The 25,476-nt window shown below is 65.8% G+C and carries 20 protein-coding genes; 11 read left to right on the top strand and 9 right to left on the bottom strand.

Annotated features, from left to right (window positions below; genetic code table 11):
- Positions 1-75: 75 nt before the first annotated feature.
- Complete coding sequence (gene recG, locus P6U27_RS17800; RefSeq protein ID WP_122403208.1) at positions 76-2,184, bottom strand: ATP-dependent DNA helicase RecG; 2,109 nt, start codon at positions 2,182-2,184, stop codon at positions 76-78.
- Between the two features lie 183 nt (positions 2,185-2,367).
- Between recG and P6U27_RS17805 the strand changes: the two genes are divergently transcribed.
- The 3 genes from P6U27_RS17805 (at position 2,368) to P6U27_RS17815 (ending at position 7,462) form a co-directional block, all read left to right on the top strand.
- Complete coding sequence (locus P6U27_RS17805) at positions 2,368-2,658, top strand: succinate dehydrogenase assembly factor 2 (protein WP_122403209.1); 291 nt, start codon at positions 2,368-2,370, stop codon at positions 2,656-2,658.
- Positions 2,655-6,173: a transcription-repair coupling factor gene (gene mfd, locus P6U27_RS17810; RefSeq protein ID WP_407194327.1), complete on the top strand. Its 3,519-nt coding sequence runs from the start codon at positions 2,655-2,657 to the stop codon at positions 6,171-6,173. The genes P6U27_RS17805 and mfd overlap by 4 nt, the downstream gene beginning before the upstream one ends.
- A gap of 122 nt (positions 6,174-6,295) precedes the next feature.
- The gene (locus P6U27_RS17815; protein WP_122406309.1) at positions 6,296-7,462 is read left to right on the top strand and encodes an IS110 family transposase; all 1,167 of its coding nucleotides are present in this window, start codon (positions 6,296-6,298) and stop codon (positions 7,460-7,462) included.
- Positions 7,463-8,005: 543 nt separating this feature from the next.
- Here P6U27_RS17815 and P6U27_RS17820 read toward each other — a convergent pair.
- The 3 genes from P6U27_RS17820 to P6U27_RS17830 all read right to left on the bottom strand — a co-directional run bounded on the left by P6U27_RS17820 (position 8,006) and on the right by P6U27_RS17830 (position 12,664).
- Positions 8,006-9,229 carry a GGDEF domain-containing protein gene (locus P6U27_RS17820; RefSeq protein WP_129143473.1) on the bottom strand — a complete coding sequence of 408 codons (1,224 nt, stop codon included), beginning with the start codon at positions 9,227-9,229 and terminating at the stop codon, positions 8,006-8,008.
- A gap of 86 nt (positions 9,230-9,315) precedes the next feature.
- Positions 9,316-10,818, bottom strand: coding sequence for a class I adenylate-forming enzyme family protein (locus P6U27_RS17825; protein WP_122403212.1), 1,503 nt, complete (start codon positions 10,816-10,818; stop codon positions 9,316-9,318).
- A 4-nt stretch (positions 10,819-10,822) separates the two neighbouring features.
- On the bottom strand, positions 10,823-12,664 hold the full coding sequence (locus P6U27_RS17830) for an extracellular solute-binding protein (RefSeq protein WP_407194455.1): 1,842 nt from the start codon (positions 12,662-12,664) through the stop codon (positions 10,823-10,825).
- A gap of 260 nt (positions 12,665-12,924) precedes the next feature.
- On the opposite strand from P6U27_RS17830, the gene P6U27_RS17835 reads away from it, so the two are divergent.
- Complete coding sequence (locus P6U27_RS17835; RefSeq protein ID WP_122403214.1) at positions 12,925-13,746, top strand: invasion associated locus B family protein; 822 nt, start codon at positions 12,925-12,927, stop codon at positions 13,744-13,746.
- Between the two features lie 70 nt (positions 13,747-13,816).
- Here the strand turns inward: P6U27_RS17835 and hspQ are convergent, their stop codons facing one another.
- Positions 13,817-14,149 carry a heat shock protein HspQ gene (gene hspQ, locus P6U27_RS17840; RefSeq protein ID WP_008564941.1) on the bottom strand — a complete coding sequence of 111 codons (333 nt, stop codon included), beginning with the start codon at positions 14,147-14,149 and terminating at the stop codon, positions 13,817-13,819.
- A gap of 106 nt (positions 14,150-14,255) precedes the next feature.
- Between hspQ and P6U27_RS17845 the strand changes: the two genes are divergently transcribed.
- Positions 14,256-15,209, top strand: a complete 954-nt coding sequence (locus P6U27_RS17845) for an AEC family transporter (protein ID WP_122403215.1) — start codon at positions 14,256-14,258, stop codon at positions 15,207-15,209.
- 72 nt (positions 15,210-15,281) lie between these two features.
- Here the strand turns inward: P6U27_RS17845 and P6U27_RS17850 are convergent, their stop codons facing one another.
- A complete protein-coding gene (locus P6U27_RS17850; RefSeq protein WP_122403216.1) occupies positions 15,282-16,466 on the bottom strand; it encodes a UbiH/UbiF family hydroxylase in 1,185 nt (394 codons plus the stop codon).
- 86 nt (positions 16,467-16,552) lie between these two features.
- Between P6U27_RS17850 and pcsA the strand changes: the two genes are divergently transcribed.
- The 3 genes from pcsA (at position 16,553) to P6U27_RS17865 (ending at position 19,102) form a co-directional block, all read left to right on the top strand.
- The gene (gene pcsA, locus P6U27_RS17855) at positions 16,553-17,320 is read left to right on the top strand and encodes a phosphatidylcholine synthase (protein ID WP_122403217.1); all 768 of its coding nucleotides are present in this window, start codon (positions 16,553-16,555) and stop codon (positions 17,318-17,320) included.
- Positions 17,317-18,051 (top strand): TerC family protein, encoded by a 735-nt coding sequence (locus P6U27_RS17860; protein WP_122403218.1) that lies wholly within the window; start codon positions 17,317-17,319, stop codon positions 18,049-18,051. Before pcsA ends, P6U27_RS17860 begins: the two co-directional genes overlap by 4 nt.
- Before the next feature lie 76 nt (positions 18,052-18,127).
- Entirely contained in the window at positions 18,128-19,102 is a 975-nt protein-coding gene (locus tag P6U27_RS17865) for a quinone oxidoreductase (RefSeq protein WP_122403219.1), read from the top strand.
- A gap of 166 nt (positions 19,103-19,268) precedes the next feature.
- On the opposite strand, the gene P6U27_RS17870 is transcribed toward P6U27_RS17865, so the two are convergent.
- On the bottom strand, positions 19,269-20,465 hold the full coding sequence (locus P6U27_RS17870; RefSeq protein WP_407194328.1) for an acetylornithine transaminase: 1,197 nt from the start codon (positions 20,463-20,465) through the stop codon (positions 19,269-19,271).
- 267 nt (positions 20,466-20,732) lie between these two features.
- Entirely contained in the window at positions 20,733-20,936 is a 204-nt protein-coding gene (locus tag P6U27_RS17875) for a hypothetical protein (protein ID WP_376707312.1), read from the bottom strand.
- Positions 20,937-21,098: 162 nt separating this feature from the next.
- Here P6U27_RS17875 and P6U27_RS17880 point away from each other — a divergent pair, with 162 nt between their 5' ends.
- Positions 21,099-22,040, top strand: coding sequence for a hypothetical protein (locus tag P6U27_RS17880; protein ID WP_122403221.1), 942 nt, complete (start codon positions 21,099-21,101; stop codon positions 22,038-22,040).
- A gap of 166 nt (positions 22,041-22,206) precedes the next feature.
- Here P6U27_RS17880 and rimO read toward each other — a convergent pair whose 3' ends face one another.
- Positions 22,207-23,532 carry a 30S ribosomal protein S12 methylthiotransferase RimO gene (gene rimO, locus P6U27_RS17885; protein ID WP_122403222.1) on the bottom strand — a complete coding sequence of 442 codons (1,326 nt, stop codon included), beginning with the start codon at positions 23,530-23,532 and terminating at the stop codon, positions 22,207-22,209.
- Between the two features lie 110 nt (positions 23,533-23,642).
- On the opposite strand from rimO, the gene P6U27_RS17890 reads away from it, so the two are divergent.
- Both P6U27_RS17890 and P6U27_RS17895 read left to right on the top strand, forming a co-directional pair.
- Complete coding sequence (locus P6U27_RS17890; RefSeq protein ID WP_008564898.1) at positions 23,643-24,233, top strand: ANTAR domain-containing response regulator; 591 nt, start codon at positions 23,643-23,645, stop codon at positions 24,231-24,233.
- Positions 24,230-25,393 (top strand): CmpA/NrtA family ABC transporter substrate-binding protein, encoded by a 1,164-nt coding sequence (locus P6U27_RS17895; protein ID WP_407194329.1) that lies wholly within the window; start codon positions 24,230-24,232, stop codon positions 25,391-25,393. Before P6U27_RS17890 ends, P6U27_RS17895 begins: the two co-directional genes overlap by 4 nt.
- Positions 25,394-25,476: the final 83 nt, after the last annotated feature.

Below are 25,476 nucleotides of genomic sequence, written 5' to 3' on the forward strand. Positions count from 1 at the left end.
GTGAGCCAGCTCGCAATGACCGTATCTTTCATTGGGGCAATTGCATTGTCCTTGCCTCGGGCGCATGGGAACGCTTCAGCCCGCACCGATCAACGGGATCGCCTCGTCGCGTTCATAAAGATACAGCAAGCACCGCAGCGCCTCGCCGCGCTCGCCTTTTAGCTTCGGATCATCCTTCAGGATGCGCAACGCCTCGTCGCGGGCCTGGGAGATGAGCTGGCCGTGCACCTCAGGGCGCGCGATGCGGTAGCCGGGCAGACCGCTCTGGCGCACGCCCAGCACATCGCCTTCGCCGCGCAGCTTCAGGTCCTCCTCGGCGATGCGGAAGCCGTCGGTGGTCTCGCGAATCACTTTCAGCCGCGCCTTCGACATCTCGCCGAGCGGCTCACCATAGAGCAGGATGCAGGTCGAGGCTTCCGAGCCGCGCCCGATGCGGCCGCGCAGCTGGTGCAGCTGGGCGAGGCCAAAGCGCTCGGCATTCTCGATCACCATGATGGTCGCGGCCGGGACGTCGACGCCGACCTCGACCACGGTGGTGGCGACCAGGAGCCCGATCTCATGCGCAGCGAACTGGCCCATCACACGGTCCTTTTCCGTGCCTTTCATCTGGCCGTGGACGAGCCCGACACGTTCGCCGAAGCGTTTTTGCAGGCTCTCGAACCGTTTGGTCGCATTGGTCAAGTGCTCGGTGCCTTCGGCCTCGGATTCGTCGACCAGCGGGCAGATCCAGTAGACCAGCTTGCCGGCTTCGAGCGCGCGGCCGACACCCTCCATGACCTCGCTGATGCGGCTCATCGGCACCGCGCGGGTGTCGATCGGCTGGCGCCCGGCGGGCTTTTCGCGCAACTCGGAGATGTCCATGTCGCCGAAATAGGTCAGCACCAGCGTGCGCGGGATCGGCGTCGCGCTCAACACCAGCACGTCGACGGCCTCGCCCTTGGACGTGAGCGCGAGGCGCTCGCGCACGCCAAAACGGTGCTGCTCGTCGACGATGGCAAGCGCGAGATCATGGAAGATCACGTCATCCTGGATCAGCGCGTGAGTGCCGACGAGAAGGTCGATTTCGCCTTCTGCGAGCTGGGCGATGATCTCGCGCCGCTCCTTGCCCTTCTCGCGGCCGGTGAGGATCGCAACCCGCATGCCGGCGCGCTCGGCGAGCGGAGCGATGGTCTTGATGTGCTGGCGCGCCAAAATTTCCGTCGGCGCCATCAGCGCGGCCTGCTTGCCGACTTCGGCGACCGCGGCGGCCGCGAGCAGCGCGACGACCGTTTTGCCCGAGCCGACGTCGCCCTGGAGCAGGCGCAGCATGCGCACCGGCTGCTTCAGATCCTCGGCGATAGCGGCCGCGGCGCCACGCTGGGAGGGCGTCAGTGCGTAGGGCAGGGCGTCGATGATCTTGTTGCGCAGGTGGCCGTCGCCGGCATTGCGGACGCCGGCCGGCCGACGCAGCTGTGCGCGGATCAGCGCGAGCGCGAGCTGCCCGGCCAGAAGCTCATCGAACGCGAGTCGTGACCAGAACGGATGATCGGGCAAAATGTCCGTGAGCTCGACCGGTTGGTGCACACGCGTCAGCGCTTCCGCGACGGGGGGAAAATTGCAACGGCGCAGCACCTCGGGACTGATCCATTCCGGCAGAGCGGGCAGCTTCTGCAGCGCCTGCGCGATCGCGCGGCGGAGCGAGCCGAGCGCGAGCCCTTCGGTTAGCGGATAGACCGGATCGATCCCGGAGAGCTTTGAGATCGCCTCCTCGTCGAGCACGCGATCAGGATGCACGATCTGCGGGATGCCGTCATACATCTGCAGCGTTCCGGAGACGTAGCGCTTCGCGCCCATCGGCAGCAGTTTTTCGACATAGCCCGGCTTGGCGCGGAAGAAGGTCAGAACGACATCGCCGGTGTCGTCGCTGGCGTACACCAGATAGGGGGCGCGCGCGTTGCGCGGCGGAGGCGGGCGGTGGCGATCGACGGTGACCTCCAGCGTCACCATGGTTCCAACGGCGGCGTCGCGGATTTTTGGCCGCGCCCGGCGGTCGATGACCTGGCTCGGCAGATGCAACAGCAGATCGACCAGCCGCGGCGTCTGGCTCCGGCCGAGCAGGTACTGCAGCAGCTTGTCCTGCTTGGGACCGACGCCGGGCAGGCTGGTCACGGGAGCAAACAGTGGATTGAGCAGGCTGGGGCGCATGAGACGAATCTAGGATCGTTTCGGCCCGTCATGCCCGGCTTTATGCCGGGCATCCACGTCTTTTTTCGTGCCCTGCGCCGGCACCGGCCCATGCCAAATCGAGGGCTGACATGGCCACCCCGAGTGGCTATATCACACCCGCCCGGCACGTCCGGGCTTTCTGCGTTTGACTGGATTTGAGACATGACGGGAACGACACGATCGAGCAGCGGCCTTGATGACCGCCGCAAGCGGCTTTTGTTCCGCTGCTGGCATCGCGGCACGCGCGAGATGGATCTGATCCTCGGCCGCTTCGCCGATGCCGAGATCGGCAATCTGTCCGACGCCGAGCTCGGTGAGCTCGAGCGCCTGCTCGAAGTCAACGATCCCGATCTCTATGCCGCCATCACCGGCGACAAGGTGCTGCCGGCCGACGTCACCGGCGCGCTGTTCGCCCGCATCAAGGCCTATCCGATCGCGGACGGCAACGCATGAAGCAGGGCATGAAATCTCCGGCTGAGCTGCTCGCGCCCGGCCGCGCGCTGACGCTCGCCAATGTCGCAGAAGGCGCGGAAGGCCTCGTCGTCTCCGATCTCGCCCGCGCCATTGCGGCGCGGCCGAAGAAGCCGGCGGTCAGCCTCGCGGTGGTCTGCCGCGACGGCGGGCGCATGCAGCAGCTCGAACGCGCACTGCAATTCTTTGCGCCCGATCTGCCGGTGCTGACCTTTCCGGCCTGGGATTGCCAGCCCTATGACCGCGTCTCGCCGCATGGTGGCATCCTCGCGCAGCGCCTGACCACGCTGGCGCGGCTGGCCTCGCTCAGCGGCAGCGACAAGCCACTGATCGTGCTGACCACGGTGAACGCCGTGGTGCAGCGCGTGCCCGCACGCGAGCTCGTCGCGGCGCAGGCGCTGTCGGTCGCACCGGGCAACGTCGTGCCGATGGACACCGTCGTCGCCTGGCTCGAGCACAACGGCTACAACCGTTCCTCGACCGTGCGCGAGCCCGGCGAATACGCCGTGCGCGGCGGCATCCTCGACCTGTTTCGGGCCGGGCTCGAGCAGCCGGTCCGCTTCGACTTCTTCGGCGACAGCCTGGAATCGATCCGCTCCTTCGATGCCGAGACCCAGCGCACGCTGCTCGACATGCGCTCGCTCGATCTCGTGCCGGTCTCCGAGTTCCAGCTCGTCACCGATACCATCCGCCGTTTCCGTATGGGCTATGTCGCCGAGTTCGGCGCGCCCGAGCGTGATGATGCGCTCTACGAGGCCGTCAGCGAAGGCCGCCGCCATCCCGGCATGGAGCACTGGCTGCCGCTGTTCCAGGACCGCATGGACACGCTGTTCGATTATCTGCAAGGCGCGACTGTTGCGATCGAGCCGCAGGCCGAGGACGCCGTCCGCGAGCGGTTCAAGCAGATCCTCGACTACTACCAGGCCCGCCGCGAGGCGATGGAGCATCCCGGCGGCGGCGCCATCTACAAGCCGCTGCCGCCCGACCGGCTCTATCTGACCGACGAGGAATGGACCAGGCGCCTCGGCGAGATCCCGTTGGCTCGTCTGACGCAATTCTCGGTGCCGACCGACGGCACCGGCGTCGTCGATGCCGGCGCGCGCAAGGGCCGCGATTTCGCGCCGGAGCGCAACGACACAAGCGTCAACGTGTTCGAGTCCGTGGTCAGCCACGTCATGGCACTGCAGGCGCAGCGCAAGAAGGTGGTGATTGCGCTGTGGACCGAAGGCTCGCGCGACCGCATGACCTCGATGCTGCGCGACCACAAGCTCGCCCATACCACCAGCGTCAACAGCTGGCGCACGGTGCAGGCGACGCCGCGCAACGAGACCATGCTGGCCGTGCTCGGCCTCGAAAGCGGTTTCGAGACCGACGAGATCGCTGTCATCAGCGAGCAGGACATCTTGGGCGACCGCCTGGTGCGGCCGCGCAAGGCGAGCCGCAAGCTCGACAATTTCATCTCGGAGGTGACGAGTCTGGCTGCCGGCGACATCGTCGTCCATGTCGAGCACGGCATCGGCCGCTTCATCGGCTTGCAGACGCTCGACGTTGCCGGCGCGCCGCATGACTGCCTCGAGCTGCATTATGCCGCCGAGACCAAGTTGTTCCTCCCGGTCGAGAACATCGAGCTCTTGTCGCGCTACGGCTCCGATCAGACCAGTGTCGAGCTCGATCGTCTCGGCGGTTCGGGCTGGCAGACCCGCAAGGCTAAACTCAAGAACCGCATCCGCGAGATCGCGGGCGAGCTGATCAAGATCGCGGCCGAGCGCATGCTGCACGAGGCGCCGAAATTGCCGGTGCAGCAGGGTCTCTATGACGAATTCTGCGCGCGCTTTCCCTATGACGAGACCGAGGACCAGCTCGGCGCCATCGAGTCCACGCTGAAGGATCTCGAAAAGGGCCGCCCCATGGACCGGCTGATCTGCGGCGACGTCGGCTTCGGCAAGACCGAGGTGGCGCTGCGCGCCGCCTTTGCGGTGGCGCTCGACGGCAAGCAAGTCGCGGTCGTGGTGCCGACCACGCTGCTGGCGCGCCAGCACTACAGGACCTTCGTCGAGCGGTTCAAAGGCTTCCCGGTCAACATCGCGCAGGCCTCACGGCTGATCCCCACCAAACAGCTCAACGAGGTGAAGAAGGGCATTGCCGACGGCTCCGTCGACATCGTCGTCGGCACGCACGCGCTGCTCGGCAAGACCATCAAATTCCGCGACCTTGGCCTGCTCATCGTCGACGAGGAGCAGCATTTCGGCGTCAGCCACAAGGAGCGGCTGAAGGCGCTGCGTGCCGAGGTCCACGTGCTGACGCTGTCGGCGACGCCGATCCCGCGGACGCTGCAGCTGGCGCTGACCGGCGTCCGCGAGCTCTCGATCATCGCCTCGCCCCCTGTCGACCGACTTGCGGTGCGCACCTTCGTCGCCCCGCACGATCCCTTGATGATCCGCGAGGCGCTCTTGCGCGAGCGCTATCGCGGCGGCCAGGCGTTCTACGTGGTGCCGCGCATCGACGACCTCGCCGAGGTCAAGGACTTCCTCGACAAGAACGTGCCGGAGATGAAGGTCGCGGTCGCGCACGGCCAGATGCCGCCCGCCGTGATCGAGGACATCATGACCGCATTCTACGACGGCAAGTTCGACATTCTGCTGTCCACGACGATTGTCGAGTCGGGCCTCGACATCCCCAACGCCAACACGTTGATCGTGCACCGCGCCGACATGTTTGGCCTCGCCCAGCTCTACCAGCTCCGCGGCCGCGTCGGCCGCTCCAAGCTGCGCGCCTATGCGCTGTTCACGCTGCCGGCGCAGCAGAAGATCACCGCGCAGGCCGAGCGCCGGCTCACCGTGCTGCAATCGCTGGAGACACTGGGCGCCGGCTTCCAGCTCGCCTCGCACGACCTCGACATCCGCGGCGCCGGCAATCTGCTCGGCGAGGAACAGTCCGGCCACATCAAGGAGGTCGGCTTCGAGCTCTACCAGTCGATGCTGGAGGAGGCGATCGTCAATCTCAAGGCCGGCGTCTCCGAGCCCGCCGCCGACCGCTGGTCGCCGCAGATCACCATCGGCATGCCCGTGCTCATCCCCGAGGATTACGTCAGCGACCTCTCGGTGCGGCTGTCGCTGTACCGGCGTCTTGCCGATCTCGACACCGAGGAGGAGATCGAGAACTTCGGCGCCGAGATGCGCGATCGCTTCGGCGTGCTGCCGGACGAGGTGCGCTACCTCTTCAAGGTCGCCGCGATCAAGGCGTTCTGCCGACGCGCCAATGTCGAGAAGATCGACGCCGGCCCGAAGGGCGCCGTCATCGTCTTCCGCGACAATTCCTTCGCCCATCCCGACCGCCTCGTGACCTTCATCCGCAGCCATGGCCAGGCCGCCAAGGTGCGGCCCGACATGAAGGTGGTGTTCCTGCAGGACTGGGAGACGCCGGAAGAGCGCCTCGCCGGCACGACCGAGATCATGCGGCAGCTGGCGCAGCTCGCCGAGAGCAAGAAGGCGGCGTAGGGCACCAGTCTCACCACGTCATTGCGTGGAGCCCTTGCGACGAAGATTCCATGGGGAGTGGATAGCGACCAGGTCTGAGGCCAGACTGAGGGTTGCTGAATCCATTCAACCTGGAGACGACGATGTTGCTCGATCATCCTTCCGACGGACTGGCCGCTATCCGCACGCAGTTTGGCGCAATTTTTGTGTCATTGGAACTGAGCCGTTCGACATGGCTGGTCACTTCGCTGTCGCCCTGCAAGGGCGAGAAGATGTCCAAACGCAGCATGAAGGCCGGCGACCTTTCGGAACTGTTGAAGCTGTTTGCGGAGCTGAAGCGCAAGGCGCAGGCGCGAACGGGTGAGAGCTATCCGCTCATCGCGATCCAGGAGGCGGGGCTGGACGGGTTCTGGCTTCACCGCGCCCTGCAGCAGGAAGGCATCGAGAGCCACGTAGTCGATCCGGCCTCGATTGCGACGCCGCGCCGGCGCCGGCGGGCCAAGACGGACCGGCTGGATGGCGAGACGCTGTTGCGGACGCTGCTGGCCTACAAGCGCGGCGAGGTACGGGTCTGCGCCATGGTCGTTGCGCCCTCTCCGGCAGAGGAGGACCGCCGTAGGCTGTGCCGCGAGCGAGAGACCTTGATCGCGGAGCGGATCGAGCATGTGAACCGGATCAAGGGTCTTCTGTTCGCGCAAGGGATCTTCGACTACGCGCCGCTGCGGCGAGACCGGCGGAAGCGGCTGGAGGCCTTGCGGACGGGCGACGGGCGCGCCTTGCTGGCGCATCTGAAGGCGCAGATCAGCCGCGAACTCGACCGGCTCGAACTGCTGCTCGACCAGATCACGGCGGTGGAGCGCGAGCAGGATGCGTTGCTGGCCGCGAGCAAGGCGGCGGGGGAGAAGACCGTATCGAACCCGGTGGCAATGCTGCTCGAACTGAAGAGCCTGGGCCCGAACTTCACGGCCGTTCTCTGGTCGGAGGCCTTTTACCGGCAGTTCGCCAACCGCCGCCAGATTGCATCCTATGCCGGCCTTGCAGCCACGCCATGGCGCAGTGGCGGCATCGAGCGCGAGCAAGGCGTGTCGAAGGCTGGCAATCCGCGCCTGAGAACCACGATGATCCAGCTCGCCTGGCTCTGGGTACGCCACCAGCCTCAATCGGCTTTGACCCAGTGGTTCAAGGTGCACAGCCAACGCGGCCGCAAGCGCGCGATCGTGGCGCTCGCGCGCAAGCTGCTCGTGGCCCTCTGGAAGTACGTGACCGCGGGCGTGGTGATCGAGGGAGCCGAGATAAAGGCCGCCGCCTGACACCACGCTCCTCAGCCTCAAAGCCAATCCGCCGAGATTGATCAGCCTCGGCCGATCCGGGTGGACGAACCGATGGATTGCATGGCTTCAAACGCCGTAACGAAGAATGGTCTCGTCCTCTCGAGCCTGCCCGCCGCAAGCGGAATGTTGGTGCAGCCGCCGCCGCGCGGCGACCGAATGTGAGTTTGATCTGGCAAGCAAACCAGATTGCAAAAACCGGCTCGACCCTTGGATCGCCTGACGAAAAGGAGTTATCCGCCCGCTGCCCCGACTGCCAAAGCCTGATGGCGTGCTCGCTCGAGTCAAGGCCAAGTCGCTTCGCGACGGCCCTCCGGGCCGACCTTGACTCGATCTGCGCGCGCCATCCCACGTGCTCCACGGTCGGGACGAAGAGCTGGCCTGCAATCGAACAAAGAGCTGAACAAACCGCCTTGACACACCAAATCCCCATGTGAGCAATCCAGAATCTTCCCACAGAGACAGTCTGGATTTGCTTCGCTGCGCTCGCAATGACGGTGCTTGTTGCGATAGCGCGCGAGAAAACTACGAGGCCGCCCGCGACGCGTCCGCCGACAGCCGCGCCAGCAGTGACCTTGCCGTATCCGACGGCGATAGCGAGTCCACGCTGACGACGGGATCGCTGCGCATCTCGTGCTTGCCATTGGACGTGTGCCGCATCACCGCGGACAGGCGGCGGGCGATCATATGAGCGGTGCGGAAGTCGGTCTCCGCGAACACGACGATGACGGAGCCGTCCTTCTGTGCCGCGCCAAAATCCATCTGGCGCATCAGGCGGCTGAGGATACGTGCGGCATCGAGCTGGGCGCGGGAATTATTGGGATCGAAGGCGAAGCGGGCGACCGAGAGGCCGCCGCCGCGGGCGAGCGTCTGCTCCACTGCCTTGGCAAAATCCCGGGCAAAGGCTTCCGTCGTGAGCAGGCCGCTGCGTGGATCGAGCCAGCCGCCGGCATCGATTGAGCGCAGCGTGCGGCTCAGCTGCGCTTCCATCGCGTGCTGGCGGATCAAGGGCAGCGCGTTGGCGGCGACCTTGGCCGGCTCGCCCTGGATCAGCTCGAGATTGGGCAGGTCGTAAGTTTGCGCCAGCTGGTGCGCGGTGACGATCACGGGCAGGCTGCGGAAGCGGGTGTCCTCCGCGAGCACCGTGAGGAAGGCATCGGTCACGCGCGCGGTGAAACCTTCGGCGAGCACAACGCCGTCGAGGTCGCGGGTGTTGAGGTGTTTGGCGGCGGCCTCGATCGAGAGCGCGCCGACCACGCCGACGCGCTCACCCAGCGCGACGGAGAGCGCGGGATAGGCAGCGCCGCGACCGATCAGCAGCACGGTGGCGTCGCGTGCGGGATCGCCCGCCGGCAGCGTGACCTTCGCTTCCGGCAGCCGGCGCAGCACCGTTGCATGCAGTGTGCGCACGCGTAGCGCGGCACGGAGCCGCGCGATCAGGCGGTCGGGATTGCCGCCGCGCGAGGAGAAGGGCAGGGCGTTGTGCGGCAGCATGCCCGCCGCATTCAGGGCCACCAAGGGAACGTAAGGCGATTGATCGGCGATCTTCCTTGCGAGGAGCGTCACATGCGGCTCGTGTCCGGCATGCATCGCGGCGAGAACCGCGGCCGGCTGCACCGCTTCGACCGCGCGCGCCGCGCCGGCCCAATCGCTGTCGACCACGGGAAACAGCCGGGCCTCGTCCAGCGCCGCCACGAAGGCCGGGCGCTGGGCATCGGACACAAACAGGATCGGGCCCGCCTGGGACATCAATAGACTCGAGATCACGCAACAGATGCCGCGCAGTCTAGTCGGGTCGCCTTAATGCTGCGTCAATGTGACAGGCGAAACTGTGCTCAAGCAGGCCCGGAGCGGTCGCGAAAAGCCTCAACCATCAGGGGGTTAAGCCCGAGCTCGCTGAGCGCCTCGCGGGCGCGGGCATTGTCCTGGGCGCGCCCGGCAAGCCGGTGCCCGGAGAGGCGGTCGGGCAGCGCCGTGAGCAGGGCGCCCTGGCCGAGCCGGCGCGCCCATTCCTGGAGATCGTTGGAGAGGAAACGGTAGCCGCCGACCGCCATGATGCCGGAAGGCGGCGCGGTGATGCAGATTGCGCCGCTGGTACGGTCGAGCCGCGCCGCATAGCCGGTGTCGACATAATCGCGCGGCGGCTGCGCCGTCAGCGTCTCGCCGACCGGCTGCGGCGGGGCATAAGCTGCGATCGGTACCATCGGCCCGCGCAGGCCGAGCGTGCCCTTCGAGGTCAGCAGGATCTCGCCGGCGATGGAGGAGCCCGACTGCTCGCGCGGGGCGCCGTGCGGCCCGGGCATCACCGGCACCGGCATGCCGTCCTCGCCGCGGCGGGCGCCGAACAATCCGGCCTCGCCGAACAGATAGACGTCGGTCAGCGGTGCATGCGGCGCGATCCAGGCATCGCTCGCCGCGACCTGCTCGGGCGCGCGCCACAGGCCGATGACGTTGCGTAAGCTCGGCATCCGCGCCGCCAGGCCGGCATCGCCGAGGCGCAGCGCGAACTGTGCGGGCGCGATCAGCACCTCGCACTCGTGCTCGTTGATCTGCTGCTCCAGCACCTCGTTGTCGAAGGGATGATGCAGCGCCAGCGTTCCGCCCGAGAGCAGCCACACCGCGAGGGAGGAGGCGAGGCCTGCAAACGACATCGGCGTGAATGCCGCCATCACGGTTGCGCCTTGCTTGATGTCGGCTTCGAGCGACATCGCGAGGCCACCGGCAATCAGGCTGAAATGCGGCCGCGGCACGGGGCGAAAGCCCTCCGCGGTGACGTCGAAGGAGATCATCGCCGCCTTGCGGCCGTCCTGGATCACGGCGCGCGTGGTGCCGGGCGGGCGGGCCAGAACGTCGTCGAGCGAAGCCATGCCCTCGGGCAGATTGCCTCCGAAGCCGCAGACATGACGGATCGAGAACGCCTCGGCAGCGGCGTGCATCGCGAGGTCTGCATGGCCGATGCCGTCGACCGTGCTCATGGTGACGATGGCGCGCGCCGCGGTGCGGTTGAGCGCCGCGGTCAGTTCCGCATGGCGCCACAGCAGCGGCAGCACGGCGACGACGAGGCCGGCGCGATGGGCGGCGAGCACGGTGAGCACGAACTCGACCGTGTTCGGCAACTGGATCGCAACGATGGAATTGGCCGGCAGCCCCGATTCGACGAAATGCGCCGACAGTGCCTCGATGGCCGTGTCGGCCTCGGCGTAGCTCATCCGCCGCGGCTGATGCCCGGTGACGCGCGCCTTGTTGAGGGGATCGAGCAGAGCGGTTGCGTGCGGCTGCCGCGTCAGCGTGCGCTGAAACAGCGTGTCGAGCGTCGGCGATATTGCTGGCTGGTTCACGGCGTCACTTTGCTTGTTGAGCTTGCGGCGGCCCCTTCGACCACCAGGTCTCCGGCAAATAGCCCGAGAGCGAGGTGGCCTTGGGCCGTTCTATCCGATTCCAGCGCGCGATCCATTGCTCCGGTACGTTAAACAGCGGGATCGTATAGAAGCCCGCGATCAGGGCGCGGTCGAGCGCGCGCACCGCCGAGACGAAATCCGTACGTTCGTGGGCCTCGAGCAGGGCAGCGATCATGGCATCGACCGCGGGATCCCTGGCGCCCATGTAATTGCGAGTGCCGGGATTGTCGGCGGCGGCGCTGCCCCAATAGAAATACTGCTCGTTGCCGGGCGACAGCGACTGGTCCCAGCGGTTCTGGATCATGTCGAACTCGTAAGCGAGCCGGCGCTGGTCGAACTGCACGGGATCGACCGAGCGAACGCTCGGCTCGATGCCGGCACGCTTGAGGTCGCGCTGGAACGCGAGCGCGATGCGCTCCTGGTCGCGGGTCGTGACCATGATCTCGAAGGTGAAGGGCGCCTTGGTCGCGCGATTGCGCAGCACTGTTCCTTCGAGATCGTAGCCGGCCTCCGACAACAGCTTGAGCGCGGCGCGCAGGGTGGTGCGATCGCGCCCCGAGCCGTCGGTGACCGGCAGGCGGTAGCTGCCGTCCATGACGTCGCGCGGGATCTGCGCGGCGAAGGGCTTCAGCAGCTCACGCTCGCGCGCATCCGCAGGGCGGCCATAGGCCGACAGCTCCGATCCGGCGAAATAGCCGGCCACACGCGAATAGAGGCCGAAGAAATAGTTGCGATTGACCAGCTCGAAATCGAACAGCAGCGTCAAGGCCTGCCGCACGCGGACGTCGGCGAAGATCGGACGTCGCGCGTTGAACACCAGGAATTCGGAAGGCTGCGGCACGCCGGGCTTGATGGTGTCGCGGATCACCTCGCCGCTTCTGGCGGCCGGAAAATCGTAGCCGTCGTGCCAGCGCAAGGGCTCGTTCTCGACCCGGAAATCGTAGAGGCCGCGCTTGAAGGCCTCGAACTGGCCGTTGGCCTCGCGAAAATAATCGAGCCTGATCTCGTCGAAATTGTAGAGCCCGCGATTGATGGCGAGGTCGCGGCCCCAGTAATCGGGATTGCGGGTGAGCGTCACGCTGGCGCCCGGCTTCACCGCGGTCACGCGATAGGGACCGGAGCCGACCGGCGCCGCCAGCGTCGTCTCCTCGAAGGTCGCGACATCGACCGCGTGCTTCGGCAGGATCGGCATCAGGCCGAGGATCAGCGGCAGCTCTCGGTCGTTGGCGCCGGTGAGGTCGAAACGGACGGTGAGGGAATCCGGCGCGTCGGCCTTGGCGACTTTGGCGTAGTACTGCCGGTGATTGGGGCGGCCGTGGTCGCGCAGCAATTGCCAGGAGAACAGCACGTCCTCGGCCGCTACCTGCTTGCCGTCGGAGAAGCGGGCGCGGGGATCGAGGCGGAACGTGACGAAGCTTCGCTCGTCATTGGTTTCGACCGTCCTGGCGAGCAGGCCGTGCAGCGTGAACGGCTCATCCTGGCCGCGCGCCAGCAGGCTCTCGACGACGTAGCTGCGGACCGGCTGCACCGCCAATCCCTTCACGATGAAGGGATTGAGGCTGTCGAAGGTGCCGAGAATACCCCAGGTCAGGCGGCCGCCCTTGGGGGCATCGGGGTTGGCGTAGGGCATGTGGGTGAAATCGGCCGGCATCGCCGGCTTGCCGTGCATGGCGATGGCATGGGCCTCCTCGGCCCGGGCGCCTGCCGATAGTCCGGTGGCCAGAGCAAGGGCGAGGGCGCAGAGGCGGACGCCGGAGCCCTCGAGAAGGCGCAGGAACATGAACATCGGCACACGGTGATTCGGGGACCGGCGGGCTTGAATCCTATCACAGGGAATTTGATGGAGCGTTGGCACCAGCCCGGTCAAAGACGGTTGTCGGCATTGATCTTTTCGTCGGCCACGTTAAGAAGGCGGGCAATCGCGCAAGAGCGTCGAGCCCGTCACTTATCCGCCTCAATTGACGGGGAGAGAGCCGCGCCCAAGGCGGCCAGGTTCGGCGCTTCGGAGCGGTTCGGGCACTTCCCGTTCAGAAAGGGTTTTCCGCAATGAATTTTCGTTACTTGGCCGCGTCCGTCCGGCCGCGCGGGCGACTTCTCGCCCTGTTGACGGCGACGGCGTTGGCCGTTCCGTTTGCCGCCGAGGCCCAGACCCCTGCGCCGGCCCCGGGCGCGCCCGCCGCGCCGAAGGCCGCCCCGAAAGCGGCTCCCAAGGCTGCTCCCAAGGCTCCGGCGCCCGCGGCGTCTCCGCAGGCCCAGCAGGCTCCCGCCCAGAGCGCTCCGGCCCAGCAGGGCGCGGCGCAGCCCGCCGACCAGCAGATCCAGCTGATCTACGCCCCCTGGACCAAGTTCTGCCTCAAGGGCCAGGACGCCAACGCCAAGCAGGTCTGCTTCACCGGCAAAGACGGCCGCATCGAATCAGGCCAGCCGGTCATCGCGGCCGTCATCATCGAACCGGAAGGCGAGCCCAAGAAGATCCTGCGCGTGACGCTGCCGCTCGGCATGCAGCTGGTTCATGGCACCCGCATCATCGTGGACAACAATCCCCCGCTGCAGCAACCGTATGTGATCTGCTTCCAGAACGGCTGCATGTCCGACTACGAGGCCACGCCCGAACTCATCAACAACATGAAGAAGGGCCAGAATCTCGTTGTCCAGGCGATCAATGCCAACGGCGCGCCGCTGACCCTGCCGCTGCCGCTCGCCGGCGAATTCCAGAAGGCCTATGACGGTCCGCCGACCGATCCCAAGGTGTTCGAGGAAACCCAGAAGAAGCTCCAGGAAGAGCTTCAGAAGAAGGCCGAGGAGCAGCGCAAGAAGCTCGAGCAGCAGGGTGGCGCGCCGGGCGCATCTGCGGCTGGTCAGAAGTAATCGCATCCCAAACATGAAAAAGGCGCTCGGTTCGAGCGCCTTTTTTGTTGCCGCTTGCTGACGGCGAATTTCAGTTCAGCGAGGGATTGCGCGGGCGATAGCCGCCGGCCTTGTCCTTGATGAAGATCTCGGCGACCTGAGAATGCCGGACCGGCTCGCCGGAATCGTCCGGCAACAGGTTCTGCTCCGAGACATAGGCGACGTATTCCGACTCCGCGTTCTCCGCGAGCAGGTGATAGAACGGCTGGTCCTTGTGGGGCCGCACCTCCTCGGGAATCGACAGCCACCACTCCTCGGTGTTGTTGAATTCCGGATCGATGTCGAAGATCACCCCCCGGAACGAGAAGATCCGGTGGCGAACGACCTGTCCGATCTGGAATTTCGCGGTCCGCGCTTTAATCATCCCCCGTCGATAGACCAGGATTGTGGCCGATGCTAGTGCCCAGGTCTGGAATTAACCTTCGTTTCCGGGGCGGATAGCCCCCAAGACTTCAGAAAACACTTCATCAATGGTCGATATCCTCAATCTGGCGCTGCCTTATTTCGGCTTGATCTTCGTTGGTTTCGCGTGCGGCAAGGTCAAGTCCCTCCCGGAATCGGGCCTCGCCTGGATGAACTTCTTCCTCCTCTATGTGTCGCTGCCGGCGCTGCTGTTCGCGATCATGTCGAAGACGCCGTTTTCGGAATTGAATAACCCGCCGTTCCTGGTAGCGACCACGCTGTCGACGGTTGCAGCGTTCACGCTGGCGCTGATGGTCGGCAAGCTGCTCGGCGGGCTGACGCTGCGCGAAGCGACGCTCGCCGGCCTCTCCGGCGGCTACGGCAATATCGGCTATATGGGGCCGGGCTTGGCGCTCGCGGTGCTGGGGTCGAAGGCGGCGGCGCCGACGGCGCTGATCTTCTGCTGTGACAGCATCTTCCTGTTCACGATCGTGCCGCTCCTGATCGAGCTTTCCGACCGCGATCATCCCTCGCTCGTCCACGCCTTTGGCGTCGTGCTGAAGCAGATCGTGCTCAATCCGCTGATCATGTCGGCCTGCTTTGGCGCGGCCGTCGCAGCGCTTCATATCGAGCTGCCGGTCGCGCTCGATCGCACCATCACCTTCCTCCAGAACGCAGCCGCGCCGACCGCGCTGTTCGTGCTCGGCGTGACGGTGGCGCTCCGCCCGTTCGACCGGGTGCCGTGGGAGGTGCCAGGCGTGATCGCGGTCAAGCTCCTGATCCATCCGCTCACGGCGTTCGCTCTGATGCTGGCGTTCGGCCCGTTCGCGCAGCCCTGGGCCGCCACCGCCGTCCTGATGGCCTCGCTGCCGCCGGCGCTGAATGTGTTCGTGATCGCCCGACAGAACGACGCCTGGATCGAATCTGCCTCCGTGGCGGTGCTGCTGGGAACGTTCGCGTCCGTGGTCACGCTGACCAGCGTGATGTGGGCGATCCAGAGCGGGCGGCTGGCGTTTCCGTGAGGGGCCGGAATGTGCACCTCTCCGCAACGGGGAGAGGTGTTCGAGCACGCCCTTGGCGAGTCAGCCCGCGGGCTACCGCCGCCACGTCGGCGTCAGCCCTTCGCGCATCGCAAACCGCCGGAGCGGGCCGATGGCGCCGAGCAGGTGCATGCCGACGGCGCGGACCGGCTGGAGCGGCAGGAAGTCGTTGAGCAGTGAGCGGTTGGCGATGTCGATCGCAAAGGTGCGACTCAAAATGTCCGGCCGCCGCGCGCGCTCGTAACGCTTCAGGACCTCGTCGGCGCCGGGATCCTGCCGCGAGGCGATGGCTTCGCCCGCGAGCCGTGCCATGTCGGCGGCATCGCGCAGGCCGAGATTGAGGCCCTGGGCGCCGATCGGCGGAACGACATGGGCGGCTTCGCCGACCAGCGCGATGCGGTCGCGGCCGAAGGATTTTGGACGTTCGATCGCGAGCGGGAACAGGTTACGGCCGGGCTCGACCGACATGCGCCCCAGAATCGAATGCGACTGCTTCTCGATTGCGGCGGACAGCTCCTCATCGCTCAAGCCGCGAAGCCGTTCGGCCTCCGCAGGCGCCGAGACCCAGACGACGCTGGAGCGGTTGCCGGGCAGGGGCACGAACACGCAGGGACCGTGCGGCGTGTGGAACTCGGTCGAGACATTGCGATGCGGCCGGGCGTGGCCGACGTTGAAGGTCAGCGCGGTCTGGTTCAGCTCGCGCCGCGTCACGGCGATGCCGGCGGCCTCGCGGCACAGCGAGTGCCGGCCGTCGGCACCGACCACCAGGCGGGCCGAGAGAAACTGTCCGGAGGCCGTGCGCACCGCGACGTCATCGGCTTCGATGACGACGCTTTCGGCCTCGTCGTCGAAGCGGACGAGGTTGGCCAGCTCAGCCGCGCGCGCCTCCAGCGCCAGCATCAGCGAGCGGTTGTCGATGTTGTAGCCGAACGCATCGAGGCCGATTTCGTGACAGGAGAAGCGGACCTCGGGGCTGCGGAATAGCCGGCCGGTGTCGTCGACGAGACGCATGACCTCCAGCGCTGCCGCCTTGTCCTTGCAGCGCGACCAGACGTCGAGCATCTCCAGCAGGTCGATGGAGGCACCGAGCAGCGCGGTGGTGCGATTGTCGGCGTAGGGCACGCGCCGGGCCACCAGCGCGGTCCGTGCACCCGCTTGCGCCAGCGCGATGGCCGCCGCAAGTCCCGCCGGTCCGCCGCCGATCACGGCCGCGTCATGGAGTGTCGATGCATCTGTCATGGAACGACATTTGACACGCCCCGCGGCAAATTCAAGCCCGCTGATTTTGCCTGATTTTATGACGAATTGTGCGATCGTGCGCCGCAATGTCGGATGTGCAAACCGGTCGCATTCTGATAGCAGAAGCCATGGACACGCAGCAGGATTCCCTGAAGCCGAGACCGGCGATCCGCGCCGCAGCCTTCTCGGTGCACATTTTCACCGCGTTCGGTGCGGCGGTCGCGCTCTTGGCGATGCTGGAGGCCGTGCGCGAGCACTGGGCGGCGATGTTTCAATGGCTCGGCGTCGCGCTGATCATCGACGCGATCGACGGGCCGATCGCGCGCCGGCTCGACGTCAAGAACGTGCAGCCGAACTGGTCGGGCGACGTGCTCGATCTCGTGGTCGACTTCGTCACCTATGTGTTCGTGCCGGCCTATGCGATTGTGGCGAGCGGGCTGTTGCTGCCGGTCGCAGCTCCGTTGCTCGGCGTCGCCATCATCGTCACCAGCGCATTGTATTTCGCCGATCTGCGCATGAAGGCCGACGACAATCATTTCCGCGGCTTCCCGGCGCTGTGGAATGCGGCGGCCTTCTACCTGTTCCTGCTGCATTGGCCGCCGCTCTGGTCGACGCTGCTGGTGGCCGCGCTCGTCGTGCTGACCTTCGTGCCGTTCCATGTGCTGCATCCGGTCCGCGTCGTTCGGCTGCGCTGGCTGACGATGTCGCTGATCGCGATCTGGGCGGTGCTCGGCCTCTACACGCTGGAGATGGATTTTCGCGTCGGCACCGGCGTCACCGTCGCGCTCTGCGCCATCGCGCTCTGGATCACCTTTAGCGATGCCTTGATCCGCCTCGCGAGATCCTTCGCGTGATGCACCTGCTGACCAGCCCCGAAGCCTGGGCGGCGCTGCTGACGCTGACGTCGCTCGAGATCGTGCTCGGCATCGACAACGTCATCTTCCTGTCGGTGATCGTCTCGCGCATCCCCGAGCAGCAGGCGCACCGCGCCCGTCAGATCGGGCTCGCGCTGGCACTCGTGTTTCGCATCATCCTGCTCAGCGTCCTCGTCTGGCTGATCGGCCTGACCGTGCCGGTGTTCTCGTTTGCCGGCTACGACTTCTCCTGGCGCGATCTCATCCTGATCGGCGGCGGCCTGTTCCTGATCGCAAAGGCGACGCACGAGATTCACGGCGAGGTCGAAGCCGATGACGGCGAGGCCGACGAGGGGTCCGCGGGCAACGCGTTCTTCTGGGTGATCGTCCAGATCGTGATCATCGACATCGTGTTCTCGCTGGACTCGATCATCACCGCGATTGGCATGGCCCAGGACATCGAGATCATGATCGCGGCCGTCGTGATCGCCTGCCTGGTCATGTACATTTCGTCCGGGCCGGTGTCGCGATTCGTCGCGGAACATCCGACCACGAAGATGCTGGCGCTGGCCTTCCTGGTGCTGATCGGCGTCGCGCTGGTTGCGGACGGATTCAAATTCCACATTCCACGCGGCTACATCTATTTCGCAATTGCGTTCTCGGCGGCGGTCGAATTCTTCAACGTGCTGGCCAAGCGCAACCGCAAGAAAACCAGCAAGCAGTCGGTCTAGTCGTTCCCGTCGGCGTCGAGTTGACAAGGCGGGCGCGATGTCTTTCGCTCAGCCCTGGAGAAGAGGAGGTCAGGCGATGACCAAAGCCATCCGTGTGCACAAGGTCGGTGGCCCCGAAGCCCTGGTCTATGAGAGCGTCGACGTGCCGGCGCCTGGGCCGGGCGAGGTGCGCATCCGCCAGCATGCGGTGGGCCTCAACTTCATCGACGTCTACTACCGCACCGGCCTCTATAAGGCGCCGGAGCAGCCCTTCATCGCCGGCAATGAGGCTTCCGGCGAGGTTGTCGCGGTTGGAGCTGGCGTCACGCATTTCCATCCCGGCGACCGCGTCGCCTACTACCACAATCTCGGCGCCTATACCGGCGAGCGCAACATCCCCTGGGAGAAGCTGGTCAAGCTGCCCGACCACATCACCTACGAGCAGGGCGCCGTGCTGATGTTGAAGGGGCTCACCGTCTGGTATCTGCTGCACAAGACTTTCAAGGTCGAGCCGCACCATCGCGTGCTGATCCATGCTGCGGCGGGCGGCATCGGCTTGCTTGCCTGTCAATGGGCGCGGGCGCTCGGCGCCCATGTCATCGGCACCGTCGGCTCGCGCGAGAAGGCCGAGCTTGCTGAGGCCAACGGCTGCGACCACGTCATCCTCTACAACGAGGAGGATTTCGTTGCGCGCGTGAAGCAGATCAGCCGCAACGAGGGCTGCGACGTCGTCTATGACGGCGTCGGCAAGGCGACCTTCCCGGGTTCGCTGTCCTGCCTGAAGCCGCGCGGCATGTTCGTCTCGTTCGGCAATGCCTCCGGTCCCGTGCCGCCGTTCGCGATCGCCGAGCTCAACAATCACGGCTCGCTGTTTGCGACACGGCCCAAGCTCAACGACTATGTCGGTACGCGCAGGGAGCTGTTGGAAGGCGCCGACACGTTGTTCGCCGCCGTCATCAACGGCAAGCTGCACGTGCCGATCAACCACGCCTACGCGCTGAAGGACGCCGCCAAGGCCCATATCGATCTCGAAAGCCGCAAGACCACGGGGGCGTCGATCTTGAAGCCTTAGGTCTTCCGTCACCGTCCGCTCTCGTGTCCCGGACGAGCTGCAATGCGCGAGCATTGCAGCGCTGAGCCGGGACCCGTATGCAGCGCGCGATGCGGAGAGATGGGCCCCGGCTCTGCAGCGCACCGCCGACGGGGCGCTGCGTTGCGTCCGGGGCACGGGACGTATCTTACGCGACTCTCCGTGCCGCGCCGGCCTTGGTCAATATCCCGTCGAGGCAATCGATCATCTCGGCGATCTCTGCCTTCGTGACGTTCAGCGCGGGCATGAAGCGCAGCGTGTCAAGCTGCGGTGCGTTCAGCAGCACGCCGGCTTCGAACGCCTGCGCGACGATGCTTGGCGCGATCGGCAGCTTGAGGTCGAGCGCGAGCAGCAGCCCGCGTCCGCGCACGCCGCCCAGGCCATGCCGCGCGGAGACCTTCCGCAACTCGCTCTCGAGCAAGAGGCCGGTCTCGGTCACCGCCTTGAGGAAGTCGGGCTTCTTGATCTCCTCGAGCACCGCAAGACCCGCCGCGCACATGATCGGGTTGCCGTTGAATGTGCCGCCCTGGTCGCCGTGCTCGAAGCAGGAGGCGCGTTCGGTCGCGAGCAGGGCGGCGAGCGGCACGCCGCCGCCGATGCCCTTGCCCAGCGTCATGATGTCGGGTGCGATCCCGGTGTGCTCGTAGTGGAAGAGTTTTCCGGTCCGGCCCATGCCGGTCTGGATCTCGTCAAAGATGAGCAGCAGGCCGTGCGCCTCGGTCAGCGCGCGCAGCTGCTGCAAGAATTGATCAGTCGCGGGCCACACGCCGGATTCACCCTGGATCGGCTCGAGCATCACCGCGACGGTGTTGTCGTTGATCAGCTTCTCGACCGAGGCAATGTCGTTCAGCTTCGCCTTCTTGAAGCCGGCGACCTTCGGCTCGAACAGCGGCGCGAACGCCTTCTTGCCCGAGGCCGACATCGTCGCCAGCGTCCTGCCGTGGAAGCCGCCTTCGAAGCTGATGATCTCGAACGCGCCGCCCTTGTGCAGGCTGCCATATTTCCGCGCGAGCTTGATCGCGCCTTCATTGGCCTCCGCACCCGAGTTGGCAAAGAACACCTGATCGAACGCACTGTTCTCGACAAGCGCCTGCGCCAGCTTGAGGCTCGGCTCGTTGTAGAAGGCCGGGCTCGGCGTCAACAGCCGCTTGGCTTGCGCGCTAAGCGCGTCGGCGATCACGGGCGGCGAGTGGCCGAGGCAGTTCACAGCCCAGCCCTGCACGAAGTCGAGATAGCGCTTGCGGTTGTCGTCCCAGAGGTAGGAGCCGGCGCCGCGGACGAACACGGCCTTGGGCCGTGCGGTGATGTCCATCAGCGCGTCATACGGATGGGTGGCGGTGGTCATGTCGAACTCCTCTGGAGGCGGGTGGAAAGCGGGCGCAAAAGCAGAAAGGCCGCACCTTGCGGGTGCGGCCTTCTCGAAAACTGGCTGAATTCAGTGGTTCAGCGGCGTCGTCGGACATGGCGCACCCTCTCATCGTCGCGGAAGCGACGACGGAGCATTTCGGTGCGCAGGTTGGTCCGAGAGTTGATCATGGGGCGCGTCCCTACAGCCGAATAGCAGAACTTGTCAAGCAGGCATTTTGCATGATGCTCGCCGAGCGTGCATCGGTCAGGTCGAATGCGCGGCTTCCTCGTTGTCGCCTTTGCCCCAATCCGCATCCGCAATCGCCGTGTCGATCAGCTCGCCGCGCATCAGCTTCAGCGGTGAATTCCAATACAGCGCGATGTTGTGGAAGGGTCGGTCAGCAGCTTGAACACTCAGACGAGGCCGGTCGTGACGTCGCGCGTGACGAATAGCTGCAGCATGGCTCACGCAGCCTGCTCCCGATACCGGTTGTTTCACGCCGTTTCATCGCTCGTCGCGCAGCAACCATCGCATCGCTGGCGCGTTTGTGATCAAAGCACGCGATTTGGTTCGAACCGGTCGCGACTCGGCTCAGACCAAGAGTAGCGGGACCAACGAGACAGTTCAGCCTTGTCCAACACGCCTTACCCGATCGACCTCGACAGCATCCGCGGCGCATTTCCGCCGGGCATCGACGCGCCGCCGCTGCTGGTCGATTTTGCCGCCTGGCTCGAGGGGCGCCCCTGGGGCAGCGTCGGCCGCTTCTCCTTGCAAGGCCAGTTCTCCGATTCCGCGCCGATCGTCGACGGCAGTCCGTTGCGCGACAGGTTCTCGCTGTTCATGCGACTGCCGGATGGTTCGGCCGTCGGCGGCTGGTATGGCGCCGGTCTCGACCGCGACAATCCGCCGATCGTCGGGCTGGGATCGGAGGGCGATTACGAATTGCTGGCGCCGAGCCTCGACGGCTTGCTCGCAAAACTGACGTCGCAGCAGTTCGACAAGGCCTGGAGCGATCTCCTGCCGGATGAGGAGGTCGAGTGTCAGACCGTCGAGCTTGCGCAGTGGCTCGCACGGCGGCCGATTGGCGAGCCGGCGCCTTCCGAGAGCGACGCTTCGGATTTGCCCGACTTCCGGGGCTTCATGGAACAATGGGTGCGGGAGCGCGAGGAATATTGGGCCAATCACCGCCTGATGGCCGAGCTCGGCTGGCGACTCGCCGCGCATCTGCCCGATGGCAAGAAGCCATGGGACCAGACGCGCTTCGAGATCGCCATCGTCGGCGCACAATATCAGGCGCGCGTGCTGAGGCGCGGGCCGCAGCCTTTCGAGGAGGCCGCCTCGATCGAATCCCTGCTGCGCGATCTGCGCGAGGAGATGCGCCGCGCACAGCCCGAGCTCGGGCTGTGGTACGCGATGAATTTCGGCCTCCATGCCGATGGCCGCATCATGCCGAGCTTCGAATACGATTTGCACCCGACCATCGATGGCGAGCCGGCGCTGCTGTCCGAAGCGAAGGCCGATCTCGCCCGCGCGCCAAGGCCGGAGCGCTGGGTGCCGAAGTGGCTGGCGTGACGGGGCTGTAGAAGGGCGACGTTAGCAGCTAGGACTCTCGTACCCACAGGAGTTGCCCGGGCTTGTCCCGGGCATCCACGTTCTTTGCGCGTGGGGAGGACGTGGATGGCCGGGTCAAGCCCCGGCCATGACGACGTGGAAGCGTCGGTGAGCCCAAAACGCCCCTTCAGAATCCCGCGACGCTGCCGTGTAGATCGTATTCGTCCGCGCGCTCGATCTTCGCGGTGACGATCTCGCCGACACGCAAGGGGCGGCGGCTGGAGAGATAGACCGCGCCGTCGATCTCTGGCGCATCGGCCTTGGAGCGGCCCTTTGCCACGGTCGGACCGACCTCGTCGATGATGATCTGCTGGCGCGTGCCGACCTTGCGCTTCAGCCTGCGCGCCGAGATCTTCTGCTGCCTGGCCATCAGCGCGTTGTAGCGCTCCTGCTTGACCTCTTCGGGCACGGGGTTCTCGATCGCATTCGAGGTGGCGCCCGCCACCGGCTCGTATTTGAAGCAGCCGACACGGTCGATCTCGGCTTCATCGAGCCAGTCGAGCAGATAGGCGAAATCGGAATCGGTCTCGCCGGGGAAGCCGACGATGAAGGTCGAGCGCAAAGCGAGATCGGGGCATTCCTCGCGCCAGCGCTTGATCCGCGCCAGTGTCTTGTCCTGCGCCGCCGGGCGCTTCATCGCCTTCAGCACCTCGGGGCTCGCATGCTGGAACGGGATGTCGAGATAGGGCAGCACCTTGCCCTCGTTCATCAGCGCGATGACCTCGTCGACATGCGGGTAGGGGTAGACATATTGCAGCCGGACCCAGGCCCCGAGCTCGCCGAGCTCGCGCGCGAGGTCGAGGAACTTGGCGCGGACCTGGCGGTCCTTCCACGGGCTCTCGGCGTATTTCAGGTCGACGCCATAGGCCGAGGTGTCCTGCGAGATCACCAGCAGCTCCTTGACGCCTGCGCCGACCAGACGTTCGGCCTCGCGCAGCACGTCATTGGCCGGGCGCGAGACGAGATCGCCGCGCAGCTTCGGGATGATGCAGAAGGTGCAGCGGTTGTTGCAGCCCTCGGAGATCTTCAAATACGCGTAGTGCCGCGGCGTCAGCTTGATGCCCTGCGGCGGCACCAGGTCGAGATGCGGATTGTGCGCCGGCGGCAGCGCGCGGTGCACAGCGTCGAGCACGCTCTCATATTGCTGCGGCCCGGTGATGGAGAGCACGCCGGGATAGGCCTGCTCGATCGCTTCCGGTTCAGCGCCCATGCAGCCGGTCACGATCACCTTGCCGTTCTCGGCCATGGCCTCGCCGATCGCCGAGAGCGATTCCTGCTTGGCGCTGTCGAGGAAACCGCAGGTGTTGACGATGACGATATCGGCCCCGTCATGCTTGCGGGCGAGCTCATAGCCCTCCGCGCGCAGGCGCGTGATGATGCGCTCGGAATCCACCAATGCCTTGGGACACCCGAGCGACACGAAGCTGACCTTGGGCGCAGCCGTCTGATCCATATCTGATCTGCCTGATTGACCGGCCTGAGCTAGTCCCAATTGCCCATAATTACAACCCTTTGCAGGGCGTTCGGGCGTGCTATGGATGAATCACCTGCCGTGAGTGAGCCATGAGCGCCGAACAGTCGCCCAAAATCGTGATCGTCGACGAAAGCCCGATCCGGGCCGCGATCCTGGAGGAGGGTTTGCGGGAGGCCGGATTCACCCAGGTCGTCCATATCCGCGAGATGCAGAGCCTGCTCGCCCGTATTTATGCGGTGGACCCCGACATCATTCTGATCGATCTGGAGAACCCCAGCCGCGACGTGCTGGAGGCGATGTTCCAGGTCAGCCGCGCCGTGAAGCGGCCGATCGCGATGTTCGTCGACCAGAGCGATTCAGCCTCGATCCAGGCCTCGGTCGAGGCGGGGGTGTCGGCCTACATCGTCGACGGGCTGAAGAAGGAGCGCATCAAGCCGATCCTCGACCTCTGCGTGTCCCGCTTCAACGCCTTCGCCAAACTCCAGGAGGAGCTGGAGCGCACCAAGTCGCAGCTCGAGGACCGCAAGATCATCGAACGCGCCAAGGGCATCCTGATGAAGGTGAAGGGCCTGACCGAGGACGAGGCCTATGTGCTGCTGCGCTCCACCGCGATGCGCGAGAAGAAGAAAATCGGCGAGATTGCGCAGTCGATCATCACCGCGTCGGAGATGCTGAAATGACCGCCACCCTCCGCATCGGGTTCATTCCGCTGGTCGATGCCGCCGCCCTGATCGTCGCGGTCGACAAGGGATTTGCCGCCACTGAGGGGCTCGAGGTCGAGCTGGTGCGCGAGGTCTCCTGGTCCAACGTCCGCGACAAGCTCAACATCGGCCTGTTCGACGCGGCGCATCTCTTGGCGCCTGTCGCGATCGCGTCCTCGCTGGGGCTCGGCCACGTCAAGGTGCCGATCGCAGCGCCTTTCAATCTCGGCATCAACGGCAACGCAATCACGGTGTCGCCGGCGCTCCATGCCGCGCTGATGGAGGAGATCGAGGGCGATCGTTTCGACCCGATGGCGACCGCGAAGGCGCTGGCGAAGGTCGTTGCCGTCAGGCGCAAGCTAGGCGCCGAGCCGCTGACCTTCGGAATGACCTTCCCGTTCTCGACGCACAATTATCAGCTGCGGTTCTGGATGGCCGCGGCGGGCGTTGATCCCGACGAGGACGTGCGCCTCGTGGTGCTGCCGCCGCCCTATATGGTCGACAGCCTCAAGAACGGCCATGTCGATGCGTTCTGCGTCGGCGCGCCCTGGAACTCGATCGCGGTCGACCTCGGCATCGGCCACATCCTGCATTTCGTCTCCGACATCCTGGTCCGAGCAGCGGAGAAGGTGCTGGCGGTCCGCCAGACCTGGGCCGACAAGAATCCGGATGTGGTCGCAGCCCTGGTGCGGGCCGCGGTGAAGGCGGCCGAGTTCATCGAGCATCCCGAGAACCGGGCCGAGGCGGCGGAAATCCTGGCGCAGCCGGAACGGATCGGCGTCGACGCAGAGGTCATCCAGCGCACCCTCACCGGGCGCCTGAAGATTTCGCCCGATGGCACTTTCCGCGAAAGCAGCCGCTACCTTTTGGTCGGACGCGAAGGGGCAGGGCGGCCCGATCCGGTCCAGGCCGCCTGGCTCTATGCGCAGATGGTGCGCTGGGGCCAGACGGCGCTCACCCCTGACGGCGTCAAGACGGCGATGGCGGTGTTCAGGCCCGATCTCTACGACGCGGCGCTCGGCAACAGCACGCCGGCCGAAGCTCCCGCAGCGTTCGGCGCCTTTGCCGGCCCGGCGTTTGACCCGAGCGATATCCGCGGACATCTCGAGGCCTTTGGGGTCGGGCGCTGGAAGGCCTGATTCGGAGTTGCGTCGTTTTTGAGCATACCGCCTGCCTGGCTAATGTTTGAGCGCGCTGCTCGAATTTCGGGAGAGTTCCCAGG

The sequence above is a fragment of the Bradyrhizobium sp. STM 3566 genome, from assembly GCF_045571445.1.
Taxonomy (GTDB): domain Bacteria; phylum Pseudomonadota; class Alphaproteobacteria; order Rhizobiales; family Xanthobacteraceae; genus Bradyrhizobium; species Bradyrhizobium vignae.